Origin of the sequence: Pseudomonas migulae NBRC 103157, from assembly GCF_002091715.1 — a bacterium.
In the GTDB taxonomy this organism is placed as follows: Bacteria; Pseudomonadota; Gammaproteobacteria; order Pseudomonadales; family Pseudomonadaceae; genus Aquipseudomonas; species Aquipseudomonas migulae_A.
Genome location: NZ_BDAG01000021.1, coordinates 40,673 through 61,434, shown reverse-complemented (window position 1 = coordinate 61,434; position 20,762 = coordinate 40,673). Strand labels below are relative to the sequence as shown.

Below are 20,762 nucleotides of genomic sequence, written 5' to 3'. Positions count from 1 at the left end.
AAGCAGTTCGCGCAGACAATTCGTGCACCAAGTTGCAACCTTTCAGGATCTACACATTGATCCTGATGTGCCGCTTTGGCGCACAAGGCGGGAACCTTTGCGCGGGTTTTCATTATTTGAGATAAGGTTTTGCTCGAATCCTGCCCGGCAACAGCGCAATCACGCTGGCCGGCGCACCACGACAAAGCAAAAGTTGTACCAGTGATTTGCACTGAACCTTCACGCAAGGCTCATACTCGAACGCAACAGAAGCCACTTACGGAGATCACCAATGGCCAGCATCAAGGCAAAGACTGCTCAAGAAATCCTGATGAATGATTTTCAGACACTGGTCAGCGACACTGAACGGTTGCTGGAACACACCGCAACCTTGGCTGGCGATCAGGCTGATGAGTTGCGTGAGCAAATCCACGAAAGTCTGCTGCGTGCACGCGAAACCTTGAAACTGACCGAAGACTCCCTGCGCGAACGCGGCAAGGCCGCCGTTACCGCCACCGAAGACTATGTACAGGCCAACCCATGGCAATCGGTCGGGATCGCAGCCGGTGTGGGTTTCCTGATTGGTCTGCTGGCAACCCGGCGCTGATTATGGCGATCGGCGAATCCGGCTCGTCCGCGACGGGCCCAAGCTCTTCACCGCGGCGCCTGGGTGCCGCATTCCTTGGATTGCTGCACAGCCATGTCGAGCTGTTCGGCATCGAATTGCAGGAACAAAAGGCCCGTACCGTCAGCCTATTGCTGTTCGCAGGCCTGGCGTTGGTGTTTGCCTTGCTGTTGCTGGTGGGATTGTCGACGCTGGTGTTGATCCTCTTTTGGGACACTTATCGCCTGACGGCCATCATCGGGCTCTGCGTGTTCTACACCCTTGCCTGCATCTTTTGCGGGATGCGTCTGAGGGCGGCGATCTTCGATGAATCCTCGCCCTTCCATGGCACCCTGGAAGAATTGGCCAATGATCGGGAGCGCCTGCTGCCATGAACCTGCCTGAACTGCCTCACAACAGCTCGCGCACGGAAATGCGCAAGGCGCTGATTCGCTTGCGCATGGAAATGCATCGCCAGGAAATTCGTCACGAATCGGCGCAACTGCTGCAACCCTTGCAGCGGGTGCGCGGGATGACGCAAAACCTGCAAGACGGTTTCGGCATCAAGCATGCCCCGCTCTGGGGCGTGGCGGCCGTGACCCTGCTGGGCTTTTTGACTGGCAAGGGCACCAGGAATGGCGGCGTGAGCAGCCTGACTCGACTGGTACGCCTGGGCACCACATTGGGGCCGTTGATCAAACTGATCATGCAAGGCAACTCGCCCAAACACTGAAGCCGCTATCTGGCTGCATTCTTGCAATATCACCGGGATGAACCTCTTTATCGAGAGGTTCACACCTGCCTGCCTACCCGGCCATCAGGTTTCATCCAAAAACAAGACCTACTAAGGAGGCCTCGTGATCGACGGGCAACCGCTTGCCTGCTTTCAACCGTTCATCGATACCGCCACCGGCCGTATCGCCGGCGTCGAGGCATTGGGCCGACTGCGTCAAGCCGACGGTCAACTGACCTCCGTGGGACCGCTGTTTGCCGACCCGCGAACCCCGGCCATCGCGCTCCGCCGTCTGGATCGCCAGATCCGTGATAACGCCCTGAGCCGTCTGCACGAAGCGCCCGCCGACTGGTTTCTCAGCCTGAACATTTCGCCGCGCTGGATCAGTCGCTTGCGCCCGGACCAGGCGCTGCCCAGCCTCAAGCAATTGAAGCAGCATGGCGTCGACCCACAGCGAATCGTTTTCGAAATCACTGAACTGGGCGGCGACATCCAGCGGCTGGCAGATGTGGTGGCGCGATACCGGCAAGCCGGTGCGCGGATCGCCATCGATGATTTCGGCGCAGGTTACTCACAGCTCGATCGTGTGCTCGCTCTGCAACCGGACATCCTCAAGCTGGATATGCGGCTGTTCCAGGCCGCTGCGTTGGGCGGGCCCAGCAGTGACGTGGTCAAGGCCCTCGCGCTAATGGCGGAAAAAACCGGCTGCTGGATCATTGCCGAAGGGGTGGAAACCGAAGCGCAACTGAATTTTGCCCTCGAGTGCGGCTCGCGCTACGTGCAGGGTTTTCTGTTCGCCCGCGCGCAAGTGGACTTCTTTGCCACCGACGCTTTTGTCGAGCGTTTCGCCCAACTGCGTCAGCGCTATGTCCAACAGAAACTGGCTGAACGCGGCCGACTGATGATCATGCGCCAGCAACTCAGCGAACTGATGGCGATCCTGCAAACGTGGGCCCAGACGTGCGCGCCGCTCAGCGCCTTGCCACAGCTGGACGCCTTTCCCTGGCTGTTGCGCTTCTATCAATGTGACCGCCACGGCACGCAACTGACGCCGAACCTTGAATGGCGCAACAACGGCTGGGAAGCCGACGATCGCTACCTGGGACACAACTGGTCATGGCGTCCGTACTTCTATCACTTGCTGGCTGAGGGTTGGGATGAGCGCCGGCTGACGCTTTCCAACACTTACCGCGATGCCACCAGCAACCAGTATTGCCTCACGGCCGGGCAGTTTTTCAACAACGGCGAGCGACTGCTACTCATCGATATCGACGCCGCCGGGCTATAGGCGCCGAGCTTGCTCACGATGAAGCCAGCTCACTCGATACCGCAACGCCTGACATACCGTCATCGCGAGCAAGCTCGGCGCCTACAGGTGCATGCGTGTTTTTCCCTTGCAGGCCATGGCGCGAACCCTGAAGCTTAAGGCTCAGTCACCTGACGGAGAGAACCAGCCTTGGATTGGCAAACCCTGCTCACCCGCGAACGCCTCGGAAAGCCTCTGCACAGCCCGGAAGAACTCGGCCGCAGCCCTTTTCACAAAGACCATGACCGAATTATTTTCTCGGGCGCGTTTCGCCGCCTCGGGCGCAAGACCCAAGTCCATCCGGTCTCCAGCAACGATCACATCCACACGCGCCTGACCCACTCACTGGAAGTCAGTTGCGTCGGCCGTTCGCTGGGCATGCGCGTCGGCGAAACCATTCGCAGCGCCCTGCCCGACTGGTGCGAACCCAGCGACCTTGGCATGGTGGTGCAATCGGCTTGCCTAGCCCACGACATTGGCAATCCACCCTTCGGTCACTCCGGTGAAGACGCGATCCGCCACTGGTTCCAGCAAGCCGCCGGCCGCGGATGGCTGGAAGCAATGAGCGAAGTCGAACGTGATGACTTCCTCAACTTCGAAGGCAATGCTCAAGGCTTCCGCGTGCTCACCCAGCTGGAATACCACCAGTTCGATGGCGGCACACGACTGACCTACGCCACCCTGGGCACCTATCTGAAATACCCCTGGACGGCCAAGCACGCCGACTCGCTGGGTTACAAGAAACACAAGTTCGGCTGCTATCAGAGTGAATTGCCATTGCTGGAACAGATCGCTCATAAACTCGGCCTGCCGCAACTTGAGGAACAACGCTGGGCACGCCATCCGCTGGTGTATTTGATGGAGGCCGCCGATGACATCTGCTACGCGCTGATCGACCTCGAAGATGGCCTGGAAATGGAGTTGCTGGAGTACGCCGAAGTCGAGTCCCTGTTGCTGGACCTGGTGGGCGACGATCTGCCGGAAACCTATCGCCAGCTCGGCCCGCGGGATTCGCGTCGTCGCAAACTGGCAATCCTGCGGGGCAAAGCCATCGAGCACCTGACCAACGCCGCAGCCCGAGCCTTTGTCGAGCAACAGGACGCGCTGCTGGCCGGCACGCTGCCTGGCGACCTGGTGGAACACATGCACGGCCCCGCCAAACGCTGCGTATTGAATGCCAAAGACATGGCGCGCAAAAAGATCTTCCAGGACAAGCGCAAGACCCTGCACGAGATCGGCGCCTACACCACACTGGAAATCCTGCTCAACGCCTTCTGCGGCGCGGCGCTGGAGCAGCACAACGGTCGCACGCCATCCTTCAAGAGCCGTCGCATCCTTGATTTGTTGGGCAACAACGCCCCCGACCCTTACGGCCCGCTGCACACCTCGTTCCTGCGCATGATTGATTTCATCGCCGGCATGACCGACAGCTATGCCAGCGAAATGGCGCTGGAGATGACCGGCCGTTCGAGCCACTGACGAAACCCGTCTGGTCAGCCATTACGCCGCCAGGAATGGCTGATCAGCCGCTGAAAGCCCAAGTGCGTTCAGCATTCGCCGAATCCCCCTACACCTCACGCCGAGCAAACTGATCGATTGCTCGCCATTCCCGCGAAATAATGACAGGCCCCTCTATATGAGAGTTAAAGCGTGAGTAATCCCAGGTTCGAAGACGATTTGCGCATCCTGCTGGTGGAAGATCATCCCTTTCAACTAAGGGCGACTCAGTACTTGCTTGAAAGTTACGGCTTCACCCAACTGACGACCGCCCACAGCGCCCAAGATGCCTTGCAGCAAATGCTCGCGGCGGTGCAACCATTTGACATTCTTTTATGCGATCAATGTCTACCCGATCTTCCTGGGCTGGACCTGGTCAAATTCGCCAGTCATCGAGGGTTGATCAGGCAGGCAATATTGTTAAGCAGCTTGACGTGTACAGAACTAGAAGGTCTTGAAAAAACCGCGAACGCACACGGACTGCCCCTACTTGGTTATTTGATAAAGCCATTGAAACAATTCGAATTCAGAAAACTATTGAGCTCAATCCATTTATAAAAATGGTTGGCGACACACTTCACCCAAGCGCTATTTGAAACTTACGAAATAAAACTTTGAAATATCGACCAACCACCAATAACTCTATCCGTCCTCATGCAAAACCTAGTTGATTCGTAGCCCCATTCCTTTTCGTTTGTAGGACTATTCCTATATTGCAGCTTCAGGTCCGTCAGTTCATGCGTCCCATCAACTATCTGAGCTAAGGTGCGCGCTTTATTTGAGCTCGTATGGGATCTGATTATGAACTCCGTTTTTATTGTCGACGATCACCCTGTCATCCGCCTTGCCGTCCGAATGTTACTGGAGCACGAAGGTTACAAAGTTGTCGGCGAATCCGACAATGGAGTCGATGCCATGCAGATGGTGCGTGAATGCATGCCTGACCTGGTCATTCTCGATATCAGCATTCCAAAACTGGATGGCCTTGAAGTTCTCGCACGCTTCAACGCAATGAGTACACCGCTGAAAACACTGGTATTGACTGCGCAGTGCCCGACACTGTTCGGTATTCGTTGCATGCAATCCGGCGCGTCAGGTTATGTCTGCAAACAGGAAGACCTGAGTGAACTGGTCAGCGCCATAAAAGCGGTATTGTCAGGTTACAACTACTTCCCCAGTCAGGCCTTGAATCCTGTCCGTGGCGACGACCTGCGTTGCGCCGAACTGGAACTGTTCAAGTCGGTCAACGACAGGGAATTGATGGTATTGCAACTTTTTGCGCAAGGCCGAACCAACAAGGAAATAGCCAAAGGCATGTTTCTAAGCAACAAGACGGTCAGCACCTATAAAAAACGACTTATGCAGAAACTCAAAGCCAAATCCCTGGTTGAACTCATCGAGATGGCAAAACGCAACGCATTAGTGTGAGACGCAGGATGCCCCGTCGTATAAAGGATTATCTGATTCTCGTAGCTGCAGGTTTATGCCTGAGCACTTCAGTGCCTGCTTCGCAGACTGCCAGCGAACACTTCACCCTGCTCAGTCGCTCGACTATCAGGCAGCTGGACGTCCAACTGGATCCATCGCAACGACAATGGATAACGAGTAAGCGCGAACTGATCCTGGGCACGTCGGCCCCGGACTATCCTCCTTTTGACATGACCGTCAGCGGCAAGGACTACGAAGGTTTCACCGCCGATTACGCAGGCATCCTCGGCAAGACCCTCGGTTTGCCGGTCAAGGTCCAGCGCTTTGCGTCCCGCGGGGCTGCCATCAAGGCACTGGAAAAAGGTGAGGTCGATCTGCTCGGCACCGCCAATGGCTTTGAGGCTCACAACGCCGATATCGTGCTTTCTACTCCCTACGCCGTTGACCAGCCGGTTCTGGTGACGCGGGAGGGAGAAAACCGATCCCTGACCGATGGCCTTGCCGGCTTGCGGCTGAGCATGGTGTATCACTATTTGCCACTGGAAGAAGTCAGGGCCCTCTACCCCAAGGCGATCATTACGTCCTATCCGTCCTACCAGAATGCGATCAATGCGGTGGCCTTCGATCAGGCCGACGTCTTCCTGGGCGACACCATCTCGACCCATTACATGATCAACAAGGGTTACCTGAACAACATCCGCATGGCCAACTTCGGCAAACACGAAGCCCACGGTTTCAGCTTTGCCGTGCACAGGCACAACCCGCAATTGCTCGGGATCATCAATGCCATGCTCATGGCCATTCCCGCCAGCGAACGGCAGAACATCGCCGAGCGCTGGAGTGCCGGCAGTGACATTCTTCTCACCGACCAGAAGCTACAACTCAGCGCCCCCGAGGAACAGTGGCTGGCGCAACATCCAGTCGTGCGCGTGGTGGTCAATGAGGCCCTTGCGCCGCTGTCGTTTTTCGACAGCAATGGCAATTTTCGCGGTGTCACCGCGGACCTGCTTGAACTGATCAGGTTGCGGACCGGCCTGCGTTTCGACATCCATCGCAGTCGAAGCGATGACGAGATGATCGTACAGATCAAGGAAAACAAAGCCGACGTGATCGCCGCCCTGCTCCCCAGCGCCGAACGCGATACAGCGCTGAACTTCACCCGCCCCTATCTGCAAAACTCCTTTGTCCTTCTGACTCGCAAGGCCGCCGACAGCCCGGCAAACCTTGAGCAGTTGGCGGGCAAACGCCTGACCATCGCCCAGGGCAGCCCCCTGGTGGATTACCTGCGCCGCGAGTTCCCGCGGATCAAGTTGATTGAAACACCGGACACGTTCAGCGCGGTAGAGTTGCTCGCCGAAGGCAAGGCAGAAGGTGCGGTGAATTCACTGGTCATAGCCAACTACTTCATTTCATCACGGCTTTTCGAGCACACACTTCAAATCCGGACCACCATAGGTACCCGGCAGGCCGCCTTTTCCCTGGCGACCGGACGCGATGCCAAAGTGCTCAACGCCATCCTCAACAAGGCACTCCTGAGCATCGCACCGGAAGAACTGGGCATCATCAACAGCCGATGGCGTGGCTATTCGGCGTCCTCGCAAAGCACCTGGCGCAACTACCAGCGATTGTTCTATCAGATCGTGATCGGGGCTGGCGTGTTGCTGCTGCTGTCCGCGGCCTGGAATGCCTACATGCGTCGCCAGATCAAGCAGCGTCAGGCGGCCGAGCGCGCGCTGAACGATCAATTGATCGAGCGGCGCCAACTGTTCGAGGAGCTGCGCTGCGCGAAGGAACGCGCCGACGAAGCCAACCGCGCCAAAAGCACGTTTCTGGCGACCATGAGCCATGAGATCCGTACGCCGATGAATGCCGTCATCGGTATGCTCGAACTGACGCTGAAACGCATCGAGAACAACCATCCAGACCGTCCGGCCATTGACGTGGCCTACAACTCGGCCAAGGACCTGCTGGAACTGATCGGCGATATTCTCGACATTGCCCGGATCGAATCCGGGCGTCTGAGCCTGAGCCCGGAGCGCGTGAATCCGAGCGAAATCGTGGGGTCGGTCGCGCGGATCTTCGAGGGCCTGGCCCGTCAGAAAAACCTTGAACTGCTGCTGGAATTCAACCCGGCCAATCCGGCGATCGATGTCCTGCTGGACCCGATGCGTTTCAAACAGGTGTTGTCGAACCTGGTCAGCAACGCCATCAAATTCACGGAACACGGCCAGGTCAGGATCACCGTCGAGCTGCTTGCGACCACTGAACCCGAGCAAGTCCGGATGCTGTTGCAGGTTGAGGACAGCGGCATCGGGATCAGCGAACAGGATCAACGACGACTGTTCGAACCTTTCGCACAGGCCAATGGCACCGGGCAGTCGGGCAGAGGCGGCGCCGGCCTGGGTCTGGTGATCAGCCGTAGCCTGTGCGAAATGATGGGCGGCAGTCTGCAATTGGACAGCCAGCCGGGAGTCGGCACGCAGGTCCAGGTTTCGCTGCTTCTGCCCACTTTGCCACTCGAGCAGATGCCGCAAATCACCGAAACGTCAATCCACACCTCCACTGCCCCCTTGAACATTCTGGTGGTCGACGATCATCCGGCCAATCGCTTGCTGATGTGCCAGCAGCTCGAGTTTCTGGGGCATCGATTCAGCGTTGCCGAGGATGGCGAGGCAGGCTTCGAAGCGTGGAAAACAGGGCTGTTCGATCTGGTGATCGTCGACTGCAACATGCCCGTCATGAATGGATACGAACTCGCTCGCGCTATACGCGACCATGAACAGCAATCCGAACGTCCACCCTGCACCGTTCTGGGCTTTACCGCCAACGCACAACCGGAAGAAAGACAGCGCTGCAAACAGGCCGGGATGGACGACTGCCTGTTCAAGCCGCTGACGCTGACCGCCTTGAGTCAATGGATTGCCGGCATCGTACCGACCGACCGCAGTCCCGCCTTCAGCCTGAAAGGGCTGCACTTGTTGACGGGGGGCAACCCGGCATTGGACTTGCGATTGTTGACCGAGCTCCTCAGCAGCAACCGTCTGGACCGCCAAGCGCTGCAGGCGTTATCCCGCTCAAACGACCCGCAGTCGTTTCTCGATATCGCCCACAAAATCAAGGGCGCCGCCAGGATTGTCCAAGCCTCCCGATTAATTGACAGCTGCGAGGCGCTCGAACAGGTCTGCCATCAGGTTTTTGATCCTGACGAAGTGGCCAGATGCAGGATGGCCGTAGAACGCGCGATGCACGAGCTGGAGCAGGCATTGCAGCAACAAATTGGGCAAAACGACAAAAGCAGAATGATGGAGCCTTAACTATGCTTGGTCGCTGAGCAGTGTGTTAAACCTCATGGAGTGACCGCAATGCCCAGCCCACTGCGCCCGGATCAACGGCGGTTTCCCCTGCACGTGCACATCAGTGTGATGTTTACCCTGCTGTTGCTGCTGACCGGTGTGGTGCTGGGCATTTTCAACTATCGGCAAACCACGCAGATCATTCTTTCCAGCAGTGAAAAGCTCTTCGAGCGCATCGAGCAGGACGTCCGGCTGGACCTGCACGCCACCTATGAGCCCATCCATCATCTGTTGAGCCTGCTGGTATACAACCCGGCAGCGCAGGCTACGAACCTGGAAGAACGCCTGGCGTTGCTCGGCCCCTTCAGCCAGTCGCTCAAGGACAACCCTGACCTGGCCTCGCTGTACCTGGGCTACGACAACGGTGATTTCTTCATGGTTCGGCCCTTGCGAACCGACGCCTTGAAAACCCTGCTCAAAGCACCGGGTACCGCGGCTTATCAGGTGTGGAGCATCGAGAGGAACAGCGGCAGCGACCAGGTGCACTCCCAATCATTGTTTTTCGATCACGACCTGAACCCGATCAGCCGCCAGGACAATCCAGACGACACCTACGATCCACGAACACGCGCCTGGTTTTCCAATGCCCGCAGCGAAAGCGATCAGATCACCACCGAACCCTACCTCTTTTTCTCCACTCACAACGTCGGTACCACCCTGGCCCGCCGCAGCGGTGCACACGCCATCCTGGGCGCCGACCTGACGCTGGCGGAACTGTCCGCGACCCTGGCCAAACATGTCGTCACCCCCAGTACCGAAATCGTGCTGTTCGATGCCGAAGGCTATGCCATCGCTTACCCCGACAGCAGCAAGCTGATCGTCGACGACCAGACTCCCCGGCTGAGCAAGGCCGCCGACCTGAGTCCCGGCCTCGGCGCATTGCTGAACAATCCACCCCCGGGCAACCGGCTGAAGGCCGCCGGCCGCCAATGGATCGTTGCCCGCAGCCACATGCGGGAAGGTGGCCCACAGGGTCTGCAACTGGCGCTGCTGGTACCGGAAGACGAATTGCTCGCCGATGCCTATCGCATACGCTGGCAAGGCGCGTTGATCACGTTGGCCACGTTGCTGTTGTGCCTGCCGCTGGGCTGGCTGACCTCGAGAATTCTGGTCAAGCCCCTGCGAGCGCTGGTGCAGGAAGCCGATGCCATTCGCAGTTTCAATTTCAGATTCCCCGTCTCCCGTCGCTCGCTGGTGCTCGAAGTCGACCAACTGAGTGTGTCGATGGGCCGCATGAAAGATACCCTGGCGAGTTTTTTCCAGATCACCGGCAGCCTGAGCGCCGAGACGCGGTTCGCGCCCTTGCTGGAACGGGTATTGTTCGAAACCGTGAAAATCGGCCAGGCCCAGGCCGGCCTGATCTACCTGCGGGAAAATGACGGTGATCGCATGCAGCCTCACGGTCTGGTCATCGACGGCATCTCACAGGCCTTGCCAGCGTTCGATGTTCGCGGCCACGAACCCGGCGATCCACAAAGCCCGGCATGGCTGCGGCAGCTGTCGAAGGCCGATAATGTGGTCATCAATCTCGGTTTCGAACAAGCGGGGGATTTGCAGAAAGTGTTGCTGGCGATGGAGTGTCCGCGGGTGCATCTGATCGGTATCCGCCTGCACAATCGTCATAACGAAACCGTGGGCTTGCTGATCCTGTTGCTGGAGGACAGCGGGGATCAAAGCGATCTCGAGAAACTTCGTCCGGACCGCATTGCGTTCCTTCAGGCCGTGTCCGGTGCGGCCGCCGTGAGTATCGAAAGTCAACGCCTTCAAGCCAAACAGAAACAGTTGCTGGATGCCTTCATTCAACTGCTGGCCGGTGCGATTGATGCCAAAAGCCCCTACACCGGCGGTCACTGCCAGCGCGTGCCGGCGCTGACCTTGATGCTCGCCCAGGCTGCCGCGGTCAGTCAGGACCCCGCTTTCAGCGGTTATCAACCCACCGAAGACGAGTGGGAGGCGCTGCACATCGCTGCGTGGCTGCACGATTGCGGCAAGGTCACGACGCCGGAATACGTTGTCGATAAAGCCACCAAGCTGGAAACCCTGAACGACCGCATTCACGAAATCCGCACCCGCTTCGAAGTGCTCAAGCGCGATGCCTGGATCAGTTACTGGCAGGCCATTGCCCTGGGCGGCGACGAGCAGCACCTGGCGGAACTGCGCAATGCCACGCTGGCGGGGCTCGACGATGATTTTGCGTTTGTTGCCCGTTGCAATCTGGGCGGCGAGGCGATGGCCGATGCCGATCTGCAACGCCTGCGCAGCCTGGCTCAACGTACCTGGACCCGAACCCTGGATGACCGATTGGGCGTTTCCTGGGAAGAGAACCGGCGCCAGGCGCGAACACCGGCACCGACGCTGCCGGTCAGCGAGCCATTGCTGGCGGACAAACCCGAGCACCTGTTCGAACGCGCCGAGGGCGAACTGATTCCCGAAGACAATCCCTGGGGTTTCAAACTCGACGTGCCGCGCTACAAGTACAACCGGGGCGAACTCTACAACCTGAGCATTGCCCGGGGCACCCTGACCCGCGAGGAGCGTTACATCATCAATCACCACATGGTGCAGACGATCATGATGCTCAGCCACCTGCCCTTCCCCGGCCACCTCAACAACGTCGCGGAAATCGCCGGCGGCCACCACGAAAAAATGGACGGCACCGGTTACCCCAAACAGTTGAAGCGCGAAGAAATGAGCCTGCCGGCGCGAATGATGGCGATTGCCGATATTTTCGAAGCGCTGACCGCCGCTGATCGCCCTTACAAGAAAGCCAAATCCTTGAGCGAAGCGCTGGGCATCATGGCCACGATGTGCCGTGATGCCCACATTGACCCCGAATTGTTCGGGCTGTTCATCAACGCCGAGATCTACCGGCAGTACGCCGATCGATTCCTTGATCCACAGCAGATCGACGCGGTGGATCCGTCAGGCCTGCTGGCCAAGGCAGGCCTCAGGGCATGATCAGCAATCGGTCAGGCGCAGGAAAATGGCCGCCAGCTTTTCAATGCCGGCTTGATCGTCAGCGGTAAACCGAGCGAGTTTCGGGCTGTCGAGGTCCAGCACGCCGATCAGGCGACCGTCCTTGACCAATGGCACGACGAGCTCGCTGTTCGACGCGCTGTCGCAGGCAATATGTCCGGGGAAAGCGTGCACGTCTTCGACCAACTGCGTCTGCAACGTCGCCGCCGCCGTGCCGCAGACGCCGCGACCGAAGGGAATTCGCACGCAGGCGATTTGCCCCTGGAACGGGCCGAGCACCAGTTCTTCGTTGCGATTGAGGTAGAAACCAGCCCAGTTCAGGTCATCGAGCTGGTTGTACAGAAACGCAGAAAACTGCGCGGCATTGGCGATGAAGTCCCGCTCGTCCGCCAGCAAGGATTCCAGCTGTGCGTGCAGCATGCCGTAGCCTTCGAGGCCCCGGCCGCTTTGTTGTAAATCGATCATGCCTTGTGCTCCAACAGCTTCAGCCCGACCCAATAGCGGGCAAATTGATAGGCGCAACGTCCGTTGCGGTTGCCCCGGCCGGTGGCCCAGCGCACCGCGAGGATGTCCAGTTCTTCGTCACGCTGCCACTTGAGGCCGGCCTTGTCGGCCAGTTGACCGATCCAGTGCTCGACCACATTGAGGAAGTGTTCCTGGGTAAACGGATAGAACGACAACCACAGGCCAAAACGGTCCGACAGCGCGATCTTGTCTTCCACGGCCTCGCTGGGATGCAGTTCGCCGTCGACCCGTTTCCAGTTTTCGTTATCGCTTTCCTTTTCCGGCACCAGATGGCGACGGTTGGACGTGGCGTACAGCAAAACGTTGTCCGGTGCCTGTTCGAGAGAACCATCAAGAACGCTCTTGAGCACGCGATAATCACCTTCACCCGATTCGAACGACAGGTCATCGCAGAACAGCACGAAGCGCTGGGGCAATTTTGCAATCTGTTCGACCACCCGCGGCAAGTCCGCCAGGTGATCGCGCTCGATTTCGATCAACCGCAGACCCGCCTGGGCGTGTTCGGCCAGCAAAGCGCGCACCAGCGACGATTTACCGGTGCCACGCGAGCCCCAGAGCAGTGCGTGGTTGGCCGGCATGCCGTCGATGAACTGTTGGGTATTGCGCCCCAGTTGCTCCAGTTGCCGATCGACACCGATCAGGTCGGACAAACGCATGTCGAGGCTGACTTGCAGCGGCAACAGAAAACCGCTGCGTCCCTCGCGCTGCCAGCGTGCAGCCAGGCAATGCGTCCAGTCGATGGCTTGCCGAGGTGCAGGCAGCAATGGTTCGATACGGGCCAGAACGGCATCGGCGCGTTCAAGAAAAGCATTCAATCGGGAATCCACGTCTTCTCCTCGGGCACGTTCACAGTAATGATGGCGCTGCAGCGACGAAACACGGTGTTCGGTACCCGGGGCATCCCTTGTTCCACAAGGGCTCGCGAGAACATCGGTATCCATGCATGATCGACTATGCTTGAGCAGCGAAGGGAAACGGAAGTGGTTCGACACCCCATGGATATCAAGTTCACCAACCGGCTGTCCTACAAGCAAGCCCGGCTTACCGTGCTGGTCGGTTTCATTCTGGGCACGCTGCTAAGCCTGCTGCAAATAGGCATCGATTATGCCAGTGAAGACGCCTCCATCAACCGGGAAATACTGTCTTTACTGGAAATCAGCCATAACCCCGCCTCACGCATTGCCTACAACATCGACGCCGAACTCGCCCAGGAACTGACCCTGGGCCTGCTGCGCTCACCGGCGATCATCGGTGCGCAACTGACCGACAACAACGGCACCGTGCTGGCCAGCGTCAAGCGGCCCGGCGTGCAGAGCGGCTACCGGGTGATCAGCGACTTCCTGTTTGGTGCCGACCGCGTATTCGAAGACCGTCTGTATCTGGATCACTTGCCGAGCGAATCCCTCGGCACGCTGCGCCTGGACGTCGACACCTATTCATTCGGCAACCGGTTCCTGCGCCGGGCCGAAATCACCCTGCTCAACGGGTTCGCCCGCAGCCTGCTCCTGACCGGCATCCTGCTGGCGTTGTTCTACGTGATGCTGACCAAACCGCTGGTGCGAGTCATCCGCGAACTCAGCAGCCGCGATCCGCGCAGCGTTGAACCCACCTGGCTGGAGTACCCGGCGGGCCATGAAAACGATGAAATCGGTGTGCTCGTCAAAGTTGCCAACCAGCAGTTCGAAAACATCGCCACTGAGATCCAGCAGCGGCGCAACGCCGAAAACCGCCTGACCGACTACCTCGGGCAACTGGAAAACATCGTGTCGGCGCGCACTGCAGAGCTCAAGGCAATCAACAGCCGGCTCAGCCAGTCCAATCAGGAACTGGAAGTCGCGCGCAGCACGGCCCTGGACATGGCGGAAGCGCGCTCGGCATTTCTCGCCAACATGAGCCACGAGATCCGCACGCCTCTCAACGGCTTGCTGGGGATGATCGCCCTTTCCCTGGACGGCCCGCTGAATGCCGAGCAACAGCAACAACTGTCCATCGCCCATGACTCGGGCAAAGTGCTGGTGGAATTGCTCAACGATATTCTCGACCTGTCGAAATTCGATGCTGGCCAGCTCGAACTCGAACACATTCCGTTCGACCTCGGCTCACTGATCGAGGACACCGCCAACCTGCTGTCGCAGAACGCGGCGCCAAGCGTCGAGCTGACGTGCCTGATCGATCCGGCTTTTCCGGCATTGGTGCTCGGCGACCCGACCCGCGTGCGGCAGATCGTCAGCAACCTCTTGTCCAACGCACTCAAGTTCACCCGATTCGGTCGGGTCGATGTGCGCCTGTCGACGTTCGAAGAGGGCGTCAGAATCGAAGTCTGCGACACCGGCATCGGTATCGCCCAGGAAGCTCAGGTCAAGATCTTCCAGCCTTTTACCCAGGCCGGCGCTGGCATTACCCGACAGTTCGGCGGCACCGGGCTGGGGCTGGCGCTGACCTACAACCTCTGCGAAGCCATGCAGGGGCGCCTCACCATCAGCTCGGAAGCGGGTTTCGGCAGCCAGTTCTGCGCCGATCTGCCACTGCCCTGCCACACCCGCGCCCTGTCACCGGCGATGTTGCGCGGCAAGGTCATCGCGATTACCGCCGCCAGCAGCGGCCTGGCTGAACTGTTAAAAAGCCTGTTGCCGGGATGGGGCCTCGATTACCAGCAGCGTTCGATCGATGACTCGATGATCGGCCTGAAACCCGACATGGTGATCACCGATTGCCCGGAATGCCTGTTTGGCCTGCGCCCCAACTGTTCCGCGCCAATTTTGCTGGTGACCGCCTACGGCAGTTTCCTGCCCAGCGAACAGGCCAGCGCCCTGGCACCTCTGCAACAACAGGCACGCCCGCTGGCGCGTAATGCGCTGTACCAGACACTGCGGCGAATCCTGCAGCCGGAAATCAACATCCTCAACGATGCACGCCTGGAAGCCCTCTCACCTCAGCGACGCGGTCGGGTGCTGCTGGTGGAGGACAACCCGGTGAATCAGTTGGTGGCCAAGGGCATGCTCGGAAAACTCGGCTGCGAGGTGATTGTCGCGGCGCACGGCGGTGAAGCGCTGGATCAGCTGGAACACAGTGAGTTCGATCTGGTGCTGATGGATTGCAACATGCCGGTGATGGACGGCTATGAAGCCAGTCGGCAAATCCGTCGCAGCGGGCGCTGGCCGCAGCTACCCATCGTCGCCCTGACCGCCAACGCCATGTCCGAAGAGCGCGAACGCTGCCGTGCGGCGGGCATGAACGATTACCTCGCCAAACCATTCCGGCGGGAAGAACTGGCCGCGCTGCTGGATTTATGGATGCCGACTACGATAGCGACCTGATCTGTCCCAACAGGTGATCGAGGCCATCGCGCAATTCATTGAGCCGGTCCAGATCGACGCCGCTGTCACACAGCAGACGGGCCTTGAGTGGCCCGACCTGATCACGCAACGCCTTGCCGGTTGGCGACAGGCTCAGGTGCACCTCACGCTCATCCCGTGCCGAACGTTGGCGCTGAACCAGTTGCAACTGCTCAAGTCGCTTGAGCAGCGGCGTCAACGTGCCGGAGTCCAGCGCCAAACGCTCACCCAGAGCCTTGACCGTAGGCTGATCCGGCGCTGCCTCCTGCCATTCCCACAACACCAGCATCGCCAGGTATTGCGGATAGGTCAGGCCGAGCTGATCAAGCATTGGCTTGTAGGCACGGATCACCGCCCGCGAGGCGGCGTACAGCTTGAAGCAGAGCTGGCTGTCGAGCTTCAGGGAATCGACGGACAAGGTGTTCATTTGAGCAGGGCTTCAATCTCGCGGCTCAGGTCCTGCGGCTTGGTCGCCGGAGCGAAACGCTTGACCAGCTTGGCGTCTTTACTGATCAGGAACTTGGTGAAGTTCCACTTGATGCCCTGGGAACCCAGCACACCCGGCGCACGTTTTTTCAACTGCACGAACAGCGGATGGGCGCCGGTGCCGTTAACGTCGATCTTTTTGAACAATGGAAAGCTGACACCGTAGTTCAGCTCGCAGAACTCGGAAATCGCCCCTTCGTTACCCGGTTCCTGCTTGCCGAACTGGTTGCAGGGAAAACCGAGGACCACCAGCCCCTGGTCCTTGTAGGTCTGCCACAGTTCCTCAAGGCCTTTGTATTGCGGAGTAAAGCCGCATTTGCTCGCGGTGTTGACCACCAGCACGGCTTTGCCGGCGAAATCAGCCAGGGTCTTTTGCTCGCCCTTGATGGTAGTGCACGGGATGCTCAGCAGGTTGTCGCTCATGATGTGCGCTCTATGTGAAGGAACATGAGGCAAACATAGCGAGCAATTGAATTGTGTGCAATTTAATTAAATCACCTGACGCTCAACCTGAACTTGCAGGAGCCGGCTTGCTGGCGATCGGCGCGCCGCGATGTGCCCCATCCACCGCTATCGCCAGCAAGCCGGCTCCTACAGAGGATCGAGCTAATCTGATTCGCGCGGGACCAGGTCCAGGCACACCGAGTTGATGCAATACCGCAAGCCTGTCGGTGGCGGACCGTCCGGGAACACGTGCCCCAGATGCGCATCGCACTTGGCGCAGACCACTTCAGTGCGGATCATGCCGTGGCTGATGTCACGGATCTCGACCATGGCGCTGTCGCCGATCGGTGCATAGAAGCTCGGCCAGCCGCAGCCGGAATCAAATTTGGTCCTGGAGTCGAAAAGCGGCTTGTTGCAGCAAATGCAGTGGTAAACGCCGTCGACCTTGCTGTCATTGTATTTGCCGGAGAACGGGCGCTCGGTGCCCTTGAGGCGGCAAACGTTGTACTGCTCCGGATCGAGCATCGCCCGCCATTCTTCCAGGGTTTTCTCCAACTTTTCCATCATCACACCTCGGCAGCTGAAAAAGCCCGATCTGTACCTTTTCCACGGATCGGGCGGCACGTATGATTGCGCCTCGTCAAACGCCAGTCTGGCAGCCAGACCACGCGCATTCAAACGGATTTATGAGTGCTGCCTCTCAAGGCGTCAGCCTGTGTGAATACGCAGGATTCCCAGCACGGTTGTTCAAACGCCGCCTGGATCGTTCATTTTCGGGAACACATCGCCATGCAGGTCAGCAAATCGAACAAGCTCGCCAACGTCTGCTACGACATTCGCGGCCCAGTGCTCAAGCACGCCAAACGCCTGGAAGAGGAAGGCCATCGCATCCTCAAGCTGAACATCGGCAACCCGGCGCCTTTTGGTTTCGAAGCGCCGGACGAAATCCTCCAGGACGTGATCCGCAACCTGCCGACAGCCCAGGGCTACAGCGACTCCAAGGGCCTGTTCAGTGCGCGTAAAGCCGTCATGCAGTACTACCAGCAGAAACAGGTAGAAGGCGTCGGCATTGAAGACATCTACCTGGGCAACGGCGTTTCCGAACTGATCGTGATGTCGATGCAGGCCCTGCTCAACAACGGCGACGAAGTGCTGGTGCCGGCTCCCGACTATCCGCTATGGACCGCCGCCGTGAGCCTGTCCGGCGGCAACCCGGTGCATTACCTGTGCGACGAGCAGGCCAACTGGTGGCCGGACCTGGCCGACATCAAGGCCAAGATCACGCCGAACACCAAGGCGCTGGTGATCATCAACCCGAACAACCCGACCGGCGCGGTGTATTCGAAAGAAGTCCTGCTGGGCATGCTGGAACTGGCCCGTCAGCACAATCTGGTGGTGTTCTCCGATGAGATCTACGACAAGATCCTGTACGACGATGCCGTGCACATCTGCACCGCCTCGCTGGCACCGGACCTGCTGTGCCTGACCTTCAACGGCCTGTCCAAGTCCTATCGCGTCGCCGGTTTCCGTTCCGGCTGGATTGCCATCTCCGGTCCGAAACATCACGCGCAAAGCTACATCGAAGGCATCGACATGCTGGCGAACATGCGCCTGTGCGCCAACGTGCCGAGCCAGCACGCGATCCAGACCGCCCTTGGCGGCTATCAGAGCATCAATGACCTGGTGCTGCCGCAAGGGCGCCTGCTCGAACAGCGCAATCGTACCTGGGAATTGCTCAACGACATTCCCGGCGTGAGCTGCGTCAAGCCGATGGGTGCGCTGTATGCGTTCCCGCGCATCGACCCGAAAGTCTGCCCGATCCACAACGACGAGAAATTCGTGCTCGACCTGCTGCTGTCGGAAAAGCTGCTGGTCGTGCAAGGCACCGCCTTCAACTGGCCATGGCCGGACCACTTCCGCGTCGTGACCCTGCCACGCGTCGATGACCTGGACATGGCCATCGGACGAATCGGCAACTTCCTCAAATCCTATCGCCAGTAATCGGCCTGGCCGCGTGCGACTTTCCAACGAAAGTCGCACGAGGATCAATTCAGCAACATATCTTTATCCCTCGCCGGGCATCCCCGCTTCAATTGTCCACCGACGCTCTGTTTCGTGACCGCGCCCAACACTGACGGGGCTTGCGATGCGAATCGGCTGACAATCGCTTCCCATATCCACGTCGGAAATGCCCTGCAAGCGGCTAGACTCTTGCTGTAGGACACAGTTTGAAATAGTCACCCGGTTGAATAGCCCGGTGCAGCACCTTATATACCCCGCAGTACGCTACATCTTTAGCAAAAGGAGATCTCTACAACCATGATGCGCATCCTGCTGTTTTTGGCCACTAACCTGGCGGTCGTGCTGATTGCCAGCATCACCCTGAGCCTTTTCGGCTTCAACGGGTTCATGGCGGCCAACGGGGTTGATCTAAACCTCAATCAGCTGCTGATTTTCTGTGCGGTCTTTGGTTTCGCCGGTTCCCTGTTCTCGCTGTTCATCTCCAAGTGGATGGCGAAGATGAGCACCAGCACCCAGATCATCACCCAGCCACGCACACGCCACGAGCAATGGCTGCTGCAAACGGTCGAGCAACTGTCCCGCGAAGCCGGGATCAAGATGCCGGAAGTCGGGATTTTCCCGGCCTACGAGGCAAACGCCTTCGCCACCGGCTGGAACAAGAACGACGCACTGGTCGCGGTCAGCCAGGGCCTGCTCGAACGATTCTCGCCGGATGAAGTGAAAGCCGTTCTGGCCCACGAAATCGGCCACGTGGCCAACGGTGACATGGTCACCCTGGCGCTGATCCAGGGCGTGGTGAACACCTTCGTCATGTTCTTTGCACGGATCATCGGCAACTTTGTCGACAAGGTGATCTTCAAGAACGAAGAAGGCCAGGGCATCGCCTACTACGTGGCGACCATCTTCGCCGAACTGGTCCTGGGCATCCTGGCCAGCGCCATCGTCATGTGGTTCTCGCGCAAACGCGAATTCCGTGCAGATGAAGCCGGTGCACGCCTGGCGGGCACCAACGCGATGATCGGCGCCCTGCAACGCCTGCGTGCAGAACAGGGCCTGCCGGTGCACATGCCGGACACCCTGAACGCGTTCGGCATCAACGGTGGCATCAAACAAGGGTTCGCCCGCATGTTCATGAGCCACCCGCCGCTGGAAGAGCGTATCGACGCATTGCGTCGTCGGGGCTGATCAGGCTCGGCACCAAATGAAAAGGCCCGCAGTGAATGCGGGCCTTTTTTTGTCTGCTGATTATTGTGGTGCTCATTCCGGCCCCTTCGCGAGCAAGCCCGCTCCCACATTCGATCTTCAGTGGACACAGAATATGTGAACGTCAGAGATCGAATGTGGGAGCGGGCTTGCTCGCGAAGGGGCCGGTAAAGTCAACATCGATTACCGAGCAGAAACCCGATAAACCCGCTCCTCAAGCCGCGTCACGCCACTCTCGATAAACTTCCAGCTCTCACCCAGAACATCCTGGTCTTCCAGGATTTTCAGCGACCACACCGCGCCGAACAACCGTTGCACTTCATCATCAAGCACAGCAAACGGCGGTCCGTCTTTTTGCGCCTGGTCATAATCCAGCGTGATCAAAAGCCCCAAAGAGTCTTTGGGCAGAATCCGGTTCAGATGAGCCGCATATTGCTCTCGCATTTTCGGTGGCAAGGCAATCAACGCAGCTCGGTCGTACAGTGCGCTGCAATCGGCAACATCGCCGGCAGTCAAGGCGAAGAAATCACCACACCAGATCTCGATCGAACCCGCCCGATACACCGTAAAAGGCCCTTGATCGCTGACATCCGGGTCAAATTGGTGTTCGTGGAAAAAGTCTTCCACTGCTTTTTCCGACAACTCGACACCCAACACTTCGTGACCGCATTTCGCCAGCCACAGCAAATCCAGGCTTTTCCCACATAACGGCACCAGCACGCGCGCTCCGTCCTCCAGACCCAACTGAGGCCAGTACCGTTGCAGATATGGATTCACTTCCGGCAGATGAAAGCCGATCTGATTCGACGTCCACCGCTTGTGCCAAAACTCCGGCTGCATAAATATCTCCGAAAATTCGATCAAAACACCC

Annotated in this window: 18 protein-coding genes; 12 read left to right on the top strand and 6 right to left on the bottom strand. The window is 58.7% G+C overall.

Annotated elements, in window-relative coordinates; genetic code table 11:
- Positions 1-271: 271 nt before the first annotated feature.
- From PMI01S_RS16930 to PMI01S_RS16890, 9 genes are all read left to right on the top strand, one after another.
- Positions 272-586, top strand: a complete 315-nt coding sequence (locus PMI01S_RS16930) for an ElaB/YgaM/YqjD family protein (RefSeq protein ID WP_084321127.1) — start codon at positions 272-274, stop codon at positions 584-586.
- A 2-nt stretch (positions 587-588) separates the two neighbouring features.
- Positions 589-978 (top strand): phage holin family protein, encoded by a 390-nt coding sequence (locus PMI01S_RS16925; RefSeq protein WP_084321126.1) that lies wholly within the window; start codon positions 589-591, stop codon positions 976-978.
- Complete coding sequence (locus PMI01S_RS16920) at positions 975-1,316, top strand: hypothetical protein (protein WP_084321125.1); 342 nt, start codon at positions 975-977, stop codon at positions 1,314-1,316. The genes PMI01S_RS16925 and PMI01S_RS16920 overlap by 4 nt, the downstream gene beginning before the upstream one ends.
- A 124-nt stretch (positions 1,317-1,440) precedes the next feature.
- Complete coding sequence (locus PMI01S_RS16915; RefSeq protein WP_084321124.1) at positions 1,441-2,604, top strand: EAL domain-containing protein; 1,164 nt, start codon at positions 1,441-1,443, stop codon at positions 2,602-2,604.
- A gap of 168 nt (positions 2,605-2,772) precedes the next feature.
- Complete coding sequence (locus tag PMI01S_RS16910) at positions 2,773-4,101, top strand: deoxyguanosinetriphosphate triphosphohydrolase (RefSeq protein ID WP_084321123.1); 1,329 nt, start codon at positions 2,773-2,775, stop codon at positions 4,099-4,101.
- Positions 4,102-4,272: 171 nt separating this feature from the next.
- Complete coding sequence (locus PMI01S_RS16905; RefSeq protein ID WP_084321122.1) at positions 4,273-4,677, top strand: response regulator; 405 nt, start codon at positions 4,273-4,275, stop codon at positions 4,675-4,677.
- A gap of 243 nt (positions 4,678-4,920) precedes the next feature.
- On the top strand, positions 4,921-5,547 hold the full coding sequence (locus PMI01S_RS16900) for a response regulator transcription factor (RefSeq protein WP_084321121.1): 627 nt from the start codon (positions 4,921-4,923) through the stop codon (positions 5,545-5,547).
- A gap of 8 nt (positions 5,548-5,555) precedes the next feature.
- Positions 5,556-8,861, top strand: a complete 3,306-nt coding sequence (locus PMI01S_RS16895) for a transporter substrate-binding domain-containing protein (RefSeq protein ID WP_084321120.1) — start codon at positions 5,556-5,558, stop codon at positions 8,859-8,861.
- A gap of 48 nt (positions 8,862-8,909) precedes the next feature.
- Positions 8,910-11,858 (top strand): HD domain-containing phosphohydrolase, encoded by a 2,949-nt coding sequence (locus tag PMI01S_RS16890; RefSeq protein ID WP_084321119.1) that lies wholly within the window; start codon positions 8,910-8,912, stop codon positions 11,856-11,858.
- On the opposite strand, the gene msrC is transcribed toward PMI01S_RS16890, so the two are convergent.
- Together msrC and PMI01S_RS16880 are read right to left on the bottom strand one after the other, a co-directional pair.
- The gene (msrC, locus tag PMI01S_RS16885) at positions 11,859-12,341 is read right to left on the bottom strand and encodes a free L-methionine (R)-S-oxide reductase MsrC (protein ID WP_084321118.1); all 483 of its coding nucleotides are present in this window, start codon (positions 12,339-12,341) and stop codon (positions 11,859-11,861) included. It abuts the gene before it with no gap.
- On the bottom strand, positions 12,338-13,228 hold the full coding sequence (locus PMI01S_RS16880) for an ATP-binding protein (protein ID WP_084321117.1): 891 nt from the start codon (positions 13,226-13,228) through the stop codon (positions 12,338-12,340). Before PMI01S_RS16880 ends, msrC begins: the two co-directional genes overlap by 4 nt.
- Before the next feature lie 168 nt (positions 13,229-13,396).
- Here PMI01S_RS16880 and PMI01S_RS16875 point away from each other — a divergent pair, with 168 nt between their 5' ends.
- Positions 13,397-15,718 (top strand): hybrid sensor histidine kinase/response regulator, encoded by a 2,322-nt coding sequence (locus PMI01S_RS16875; RefSeq protein ID WP_084321116.1) that lies wholly within the window; start codon positions 13,397-13,399, stop codon positions 15,716-15,718.
- Here the strand turns inward: PMI01S_RS16875 and PMI01S_RS16870 are convergent.
- From PMI01S_RS16870 to msrB, 3 genes are all read right to left on the bottom strand, one after another.
- A complete protein-coding gene (locus PMI01S_RS16870) occupies positions 15,702-16,163 on the bottom strand; it encodes a MarR family winged helix-turn-helix transcriptional regulator (protein WP_084321115.1) in 462 nt (153 codons plus the stop codon). The two genes, PMI01S_RS16875 and PMI01S_RS16870, sit on opposite strands and share 17 nt — an antisense overlap.
- Positions 16,160-16,645 (bottom strand): glutathione peroxidase, encoded by a 486-nt coding sequence (locus tag PMI01S_RS16865; protein ID WP_084321114.1) that lies wholly within the window; start codon positions 16,643-16,645, stop codon positions 16,160-16,162. The genes PMI01S_RS16870 and PMI01S_RS16865 overlap by 4 nt, the downstream gene beginning before the upstream one ends.
- Before the next feature lie 183 nt (positions 16,646-16,828).
- On the bottom strand, positions 16,829-17,230 hold the full coding sequence (gene msrB / locus PMI01S_RS16860; protein WP_084321113.1) for a peptide-methionine (R)-S-oxide reductase MsrB: 402 nt from the start codon (positions 17,228-17,230) through the stop codon (positions 16,829-16,831).
- A gap of 225 nt (positions 17,231-17,455) precedes the next feature.
- Here msrB and PMI01S_RS16855 point away from each other — a divergent pair, with 225 nt between their 5' ends.
- Positions 17,456-18,667 (top strand): pyridoxal phosphate-dependent aminotransferase, encoded by a 1,212-nt coding sequence (locus PMI01S_RS16855; protein ID WP_008030363.1) that lies wholly within the window; start codon positions 17,456-17,458, stop codon positions 18,665-18,667.
- Positions 18,668-18,985: 318 nt separating this feature from the next.
- Complete coding sequence (gene htpX / locus PMI01S_RS16850; RefSeq protein WP_084321112.1) at positions 18,986-19,873, top strand: protease HtpX; 888 nt, start codon at positions 18,986-18,988, stop codon at positions 19,871-19,873.
- A gap of 201 nt (positions 19,874-20,074) precedes the next feature.
- Here the strand turns inward: htpX and PMI01S_RS16845 are convergent, their stop codons facing one another.
- Positions 20,075-20,731, bottom strand: a complete 657-nt coding sequence (locus PMI01S_RS16845) for a thiopurine S-methyltransferase (RefSeq protein ID WP_084321111.1) — start codon at positions 20,729-20,731, stop codon at positions 20,075-20,077.
- Between the last annotated feature and the right edge of the window lie 31 nt (positions 20,732-20,762).

Bases quoted from the DNA above. Each gene is read 5' to 3' on its own strand.
- PMI01S_RS16930 (WP_084321127.1), top strand. From the start codon at position 272: ATGGCCAGCATCAAGGCAAAGACTGCTCAAGAAATCCTGATGAATGAT.
- PMI01S_RS16925 (WP_084321126.1), top strand. From the start codon at position 589: ATGGCGATCGGCGAATCCGGCTCGTCCGCGACGGGCCCAAGCTCTTCA.
- PMI01S_RS16920 (WP_084321125.1), top strand. From the start codon at position 975: ATGAACCTGCCTGAACTGCCTCACAACAGCTCGCGCACGGAAATGCGC.
- PMI01S_RS16900 (WP_084321121.1), top strand. From the start codon at position 4,921: ATGAACTCCGTTTTTATTGTCGACGATCACCCTGTCATCCGCCTTGCC.
- PMI01S_RS16895 (WP_084321120.1), top strand. From the start codon at position 5,556: ATGCCCCGTCGTATAAAGGATTATCTGATTCTCGTAGCTGCAGGTTTA.
- PMI01S_RS16890 (WP_084321119.1), top strand. From the start codon at position 8,910: ATGCCCAGCCCACTGCGCCCGGATCAACGGCGGTTTCCCCTGCACGTG.
- msrC (WP_084321118.1), bottom strand. From the start codon at position 12,341: ATGATCGATTTACAACAAAGCGGCCGGGGCCTCGAAGGCTACGGCATG.
- PMI01S_RS16875 (WP_084321116.1), top strand. From the start codon at position 13,397: ATGGATATCAAGTTCACCAACCGGCTGTCCTACAAGCAAGCCCGGCTT.
- PMI01S_RS16870 (WP_084321115.1), bottom strand. From the start codon at position 16,163: ATGAACACCTTGTCCGTCGATTCCCTGAAGCTCGACAGCCAGCTCTGC.
- PMI01S_RS16865 (WP_084321114.1), bottom strand. From the start codon at position 16,645: ATGAGCGACAACCTGCTGAGCATCCCGTGCACTACCATCAAGGGCGAG.
- msrB (WP_084321113.1), bottom strand. From the start codon at position 17,230: ATGGAAAAGTTGGAGAAAACCCTGGAAGAATGGCGGGCGATGCTCGAT.
- PMI01S_RS16855 (WP_008030363.1), top strand. From the start codon at position 17,456: ATGCAGGTCAGCAAATCGAACAAGCTCGCCAACGTCTGCTACGACATT.
- htpX (WP_084321112.1), top strand. From the start codon at position 18,986: ATGATGCGCATCCTGCTGTTTTTGGCCACTAACCTGGCGGTCGTGCTG.
- PMI01S_RS16845 (WP_084321111.1), bottom strand. From the start codon at position 20,731: ATGCAGCCGGAGTTTTGGCACAAGCGGTGGACGTCGAATCAGATCGGC.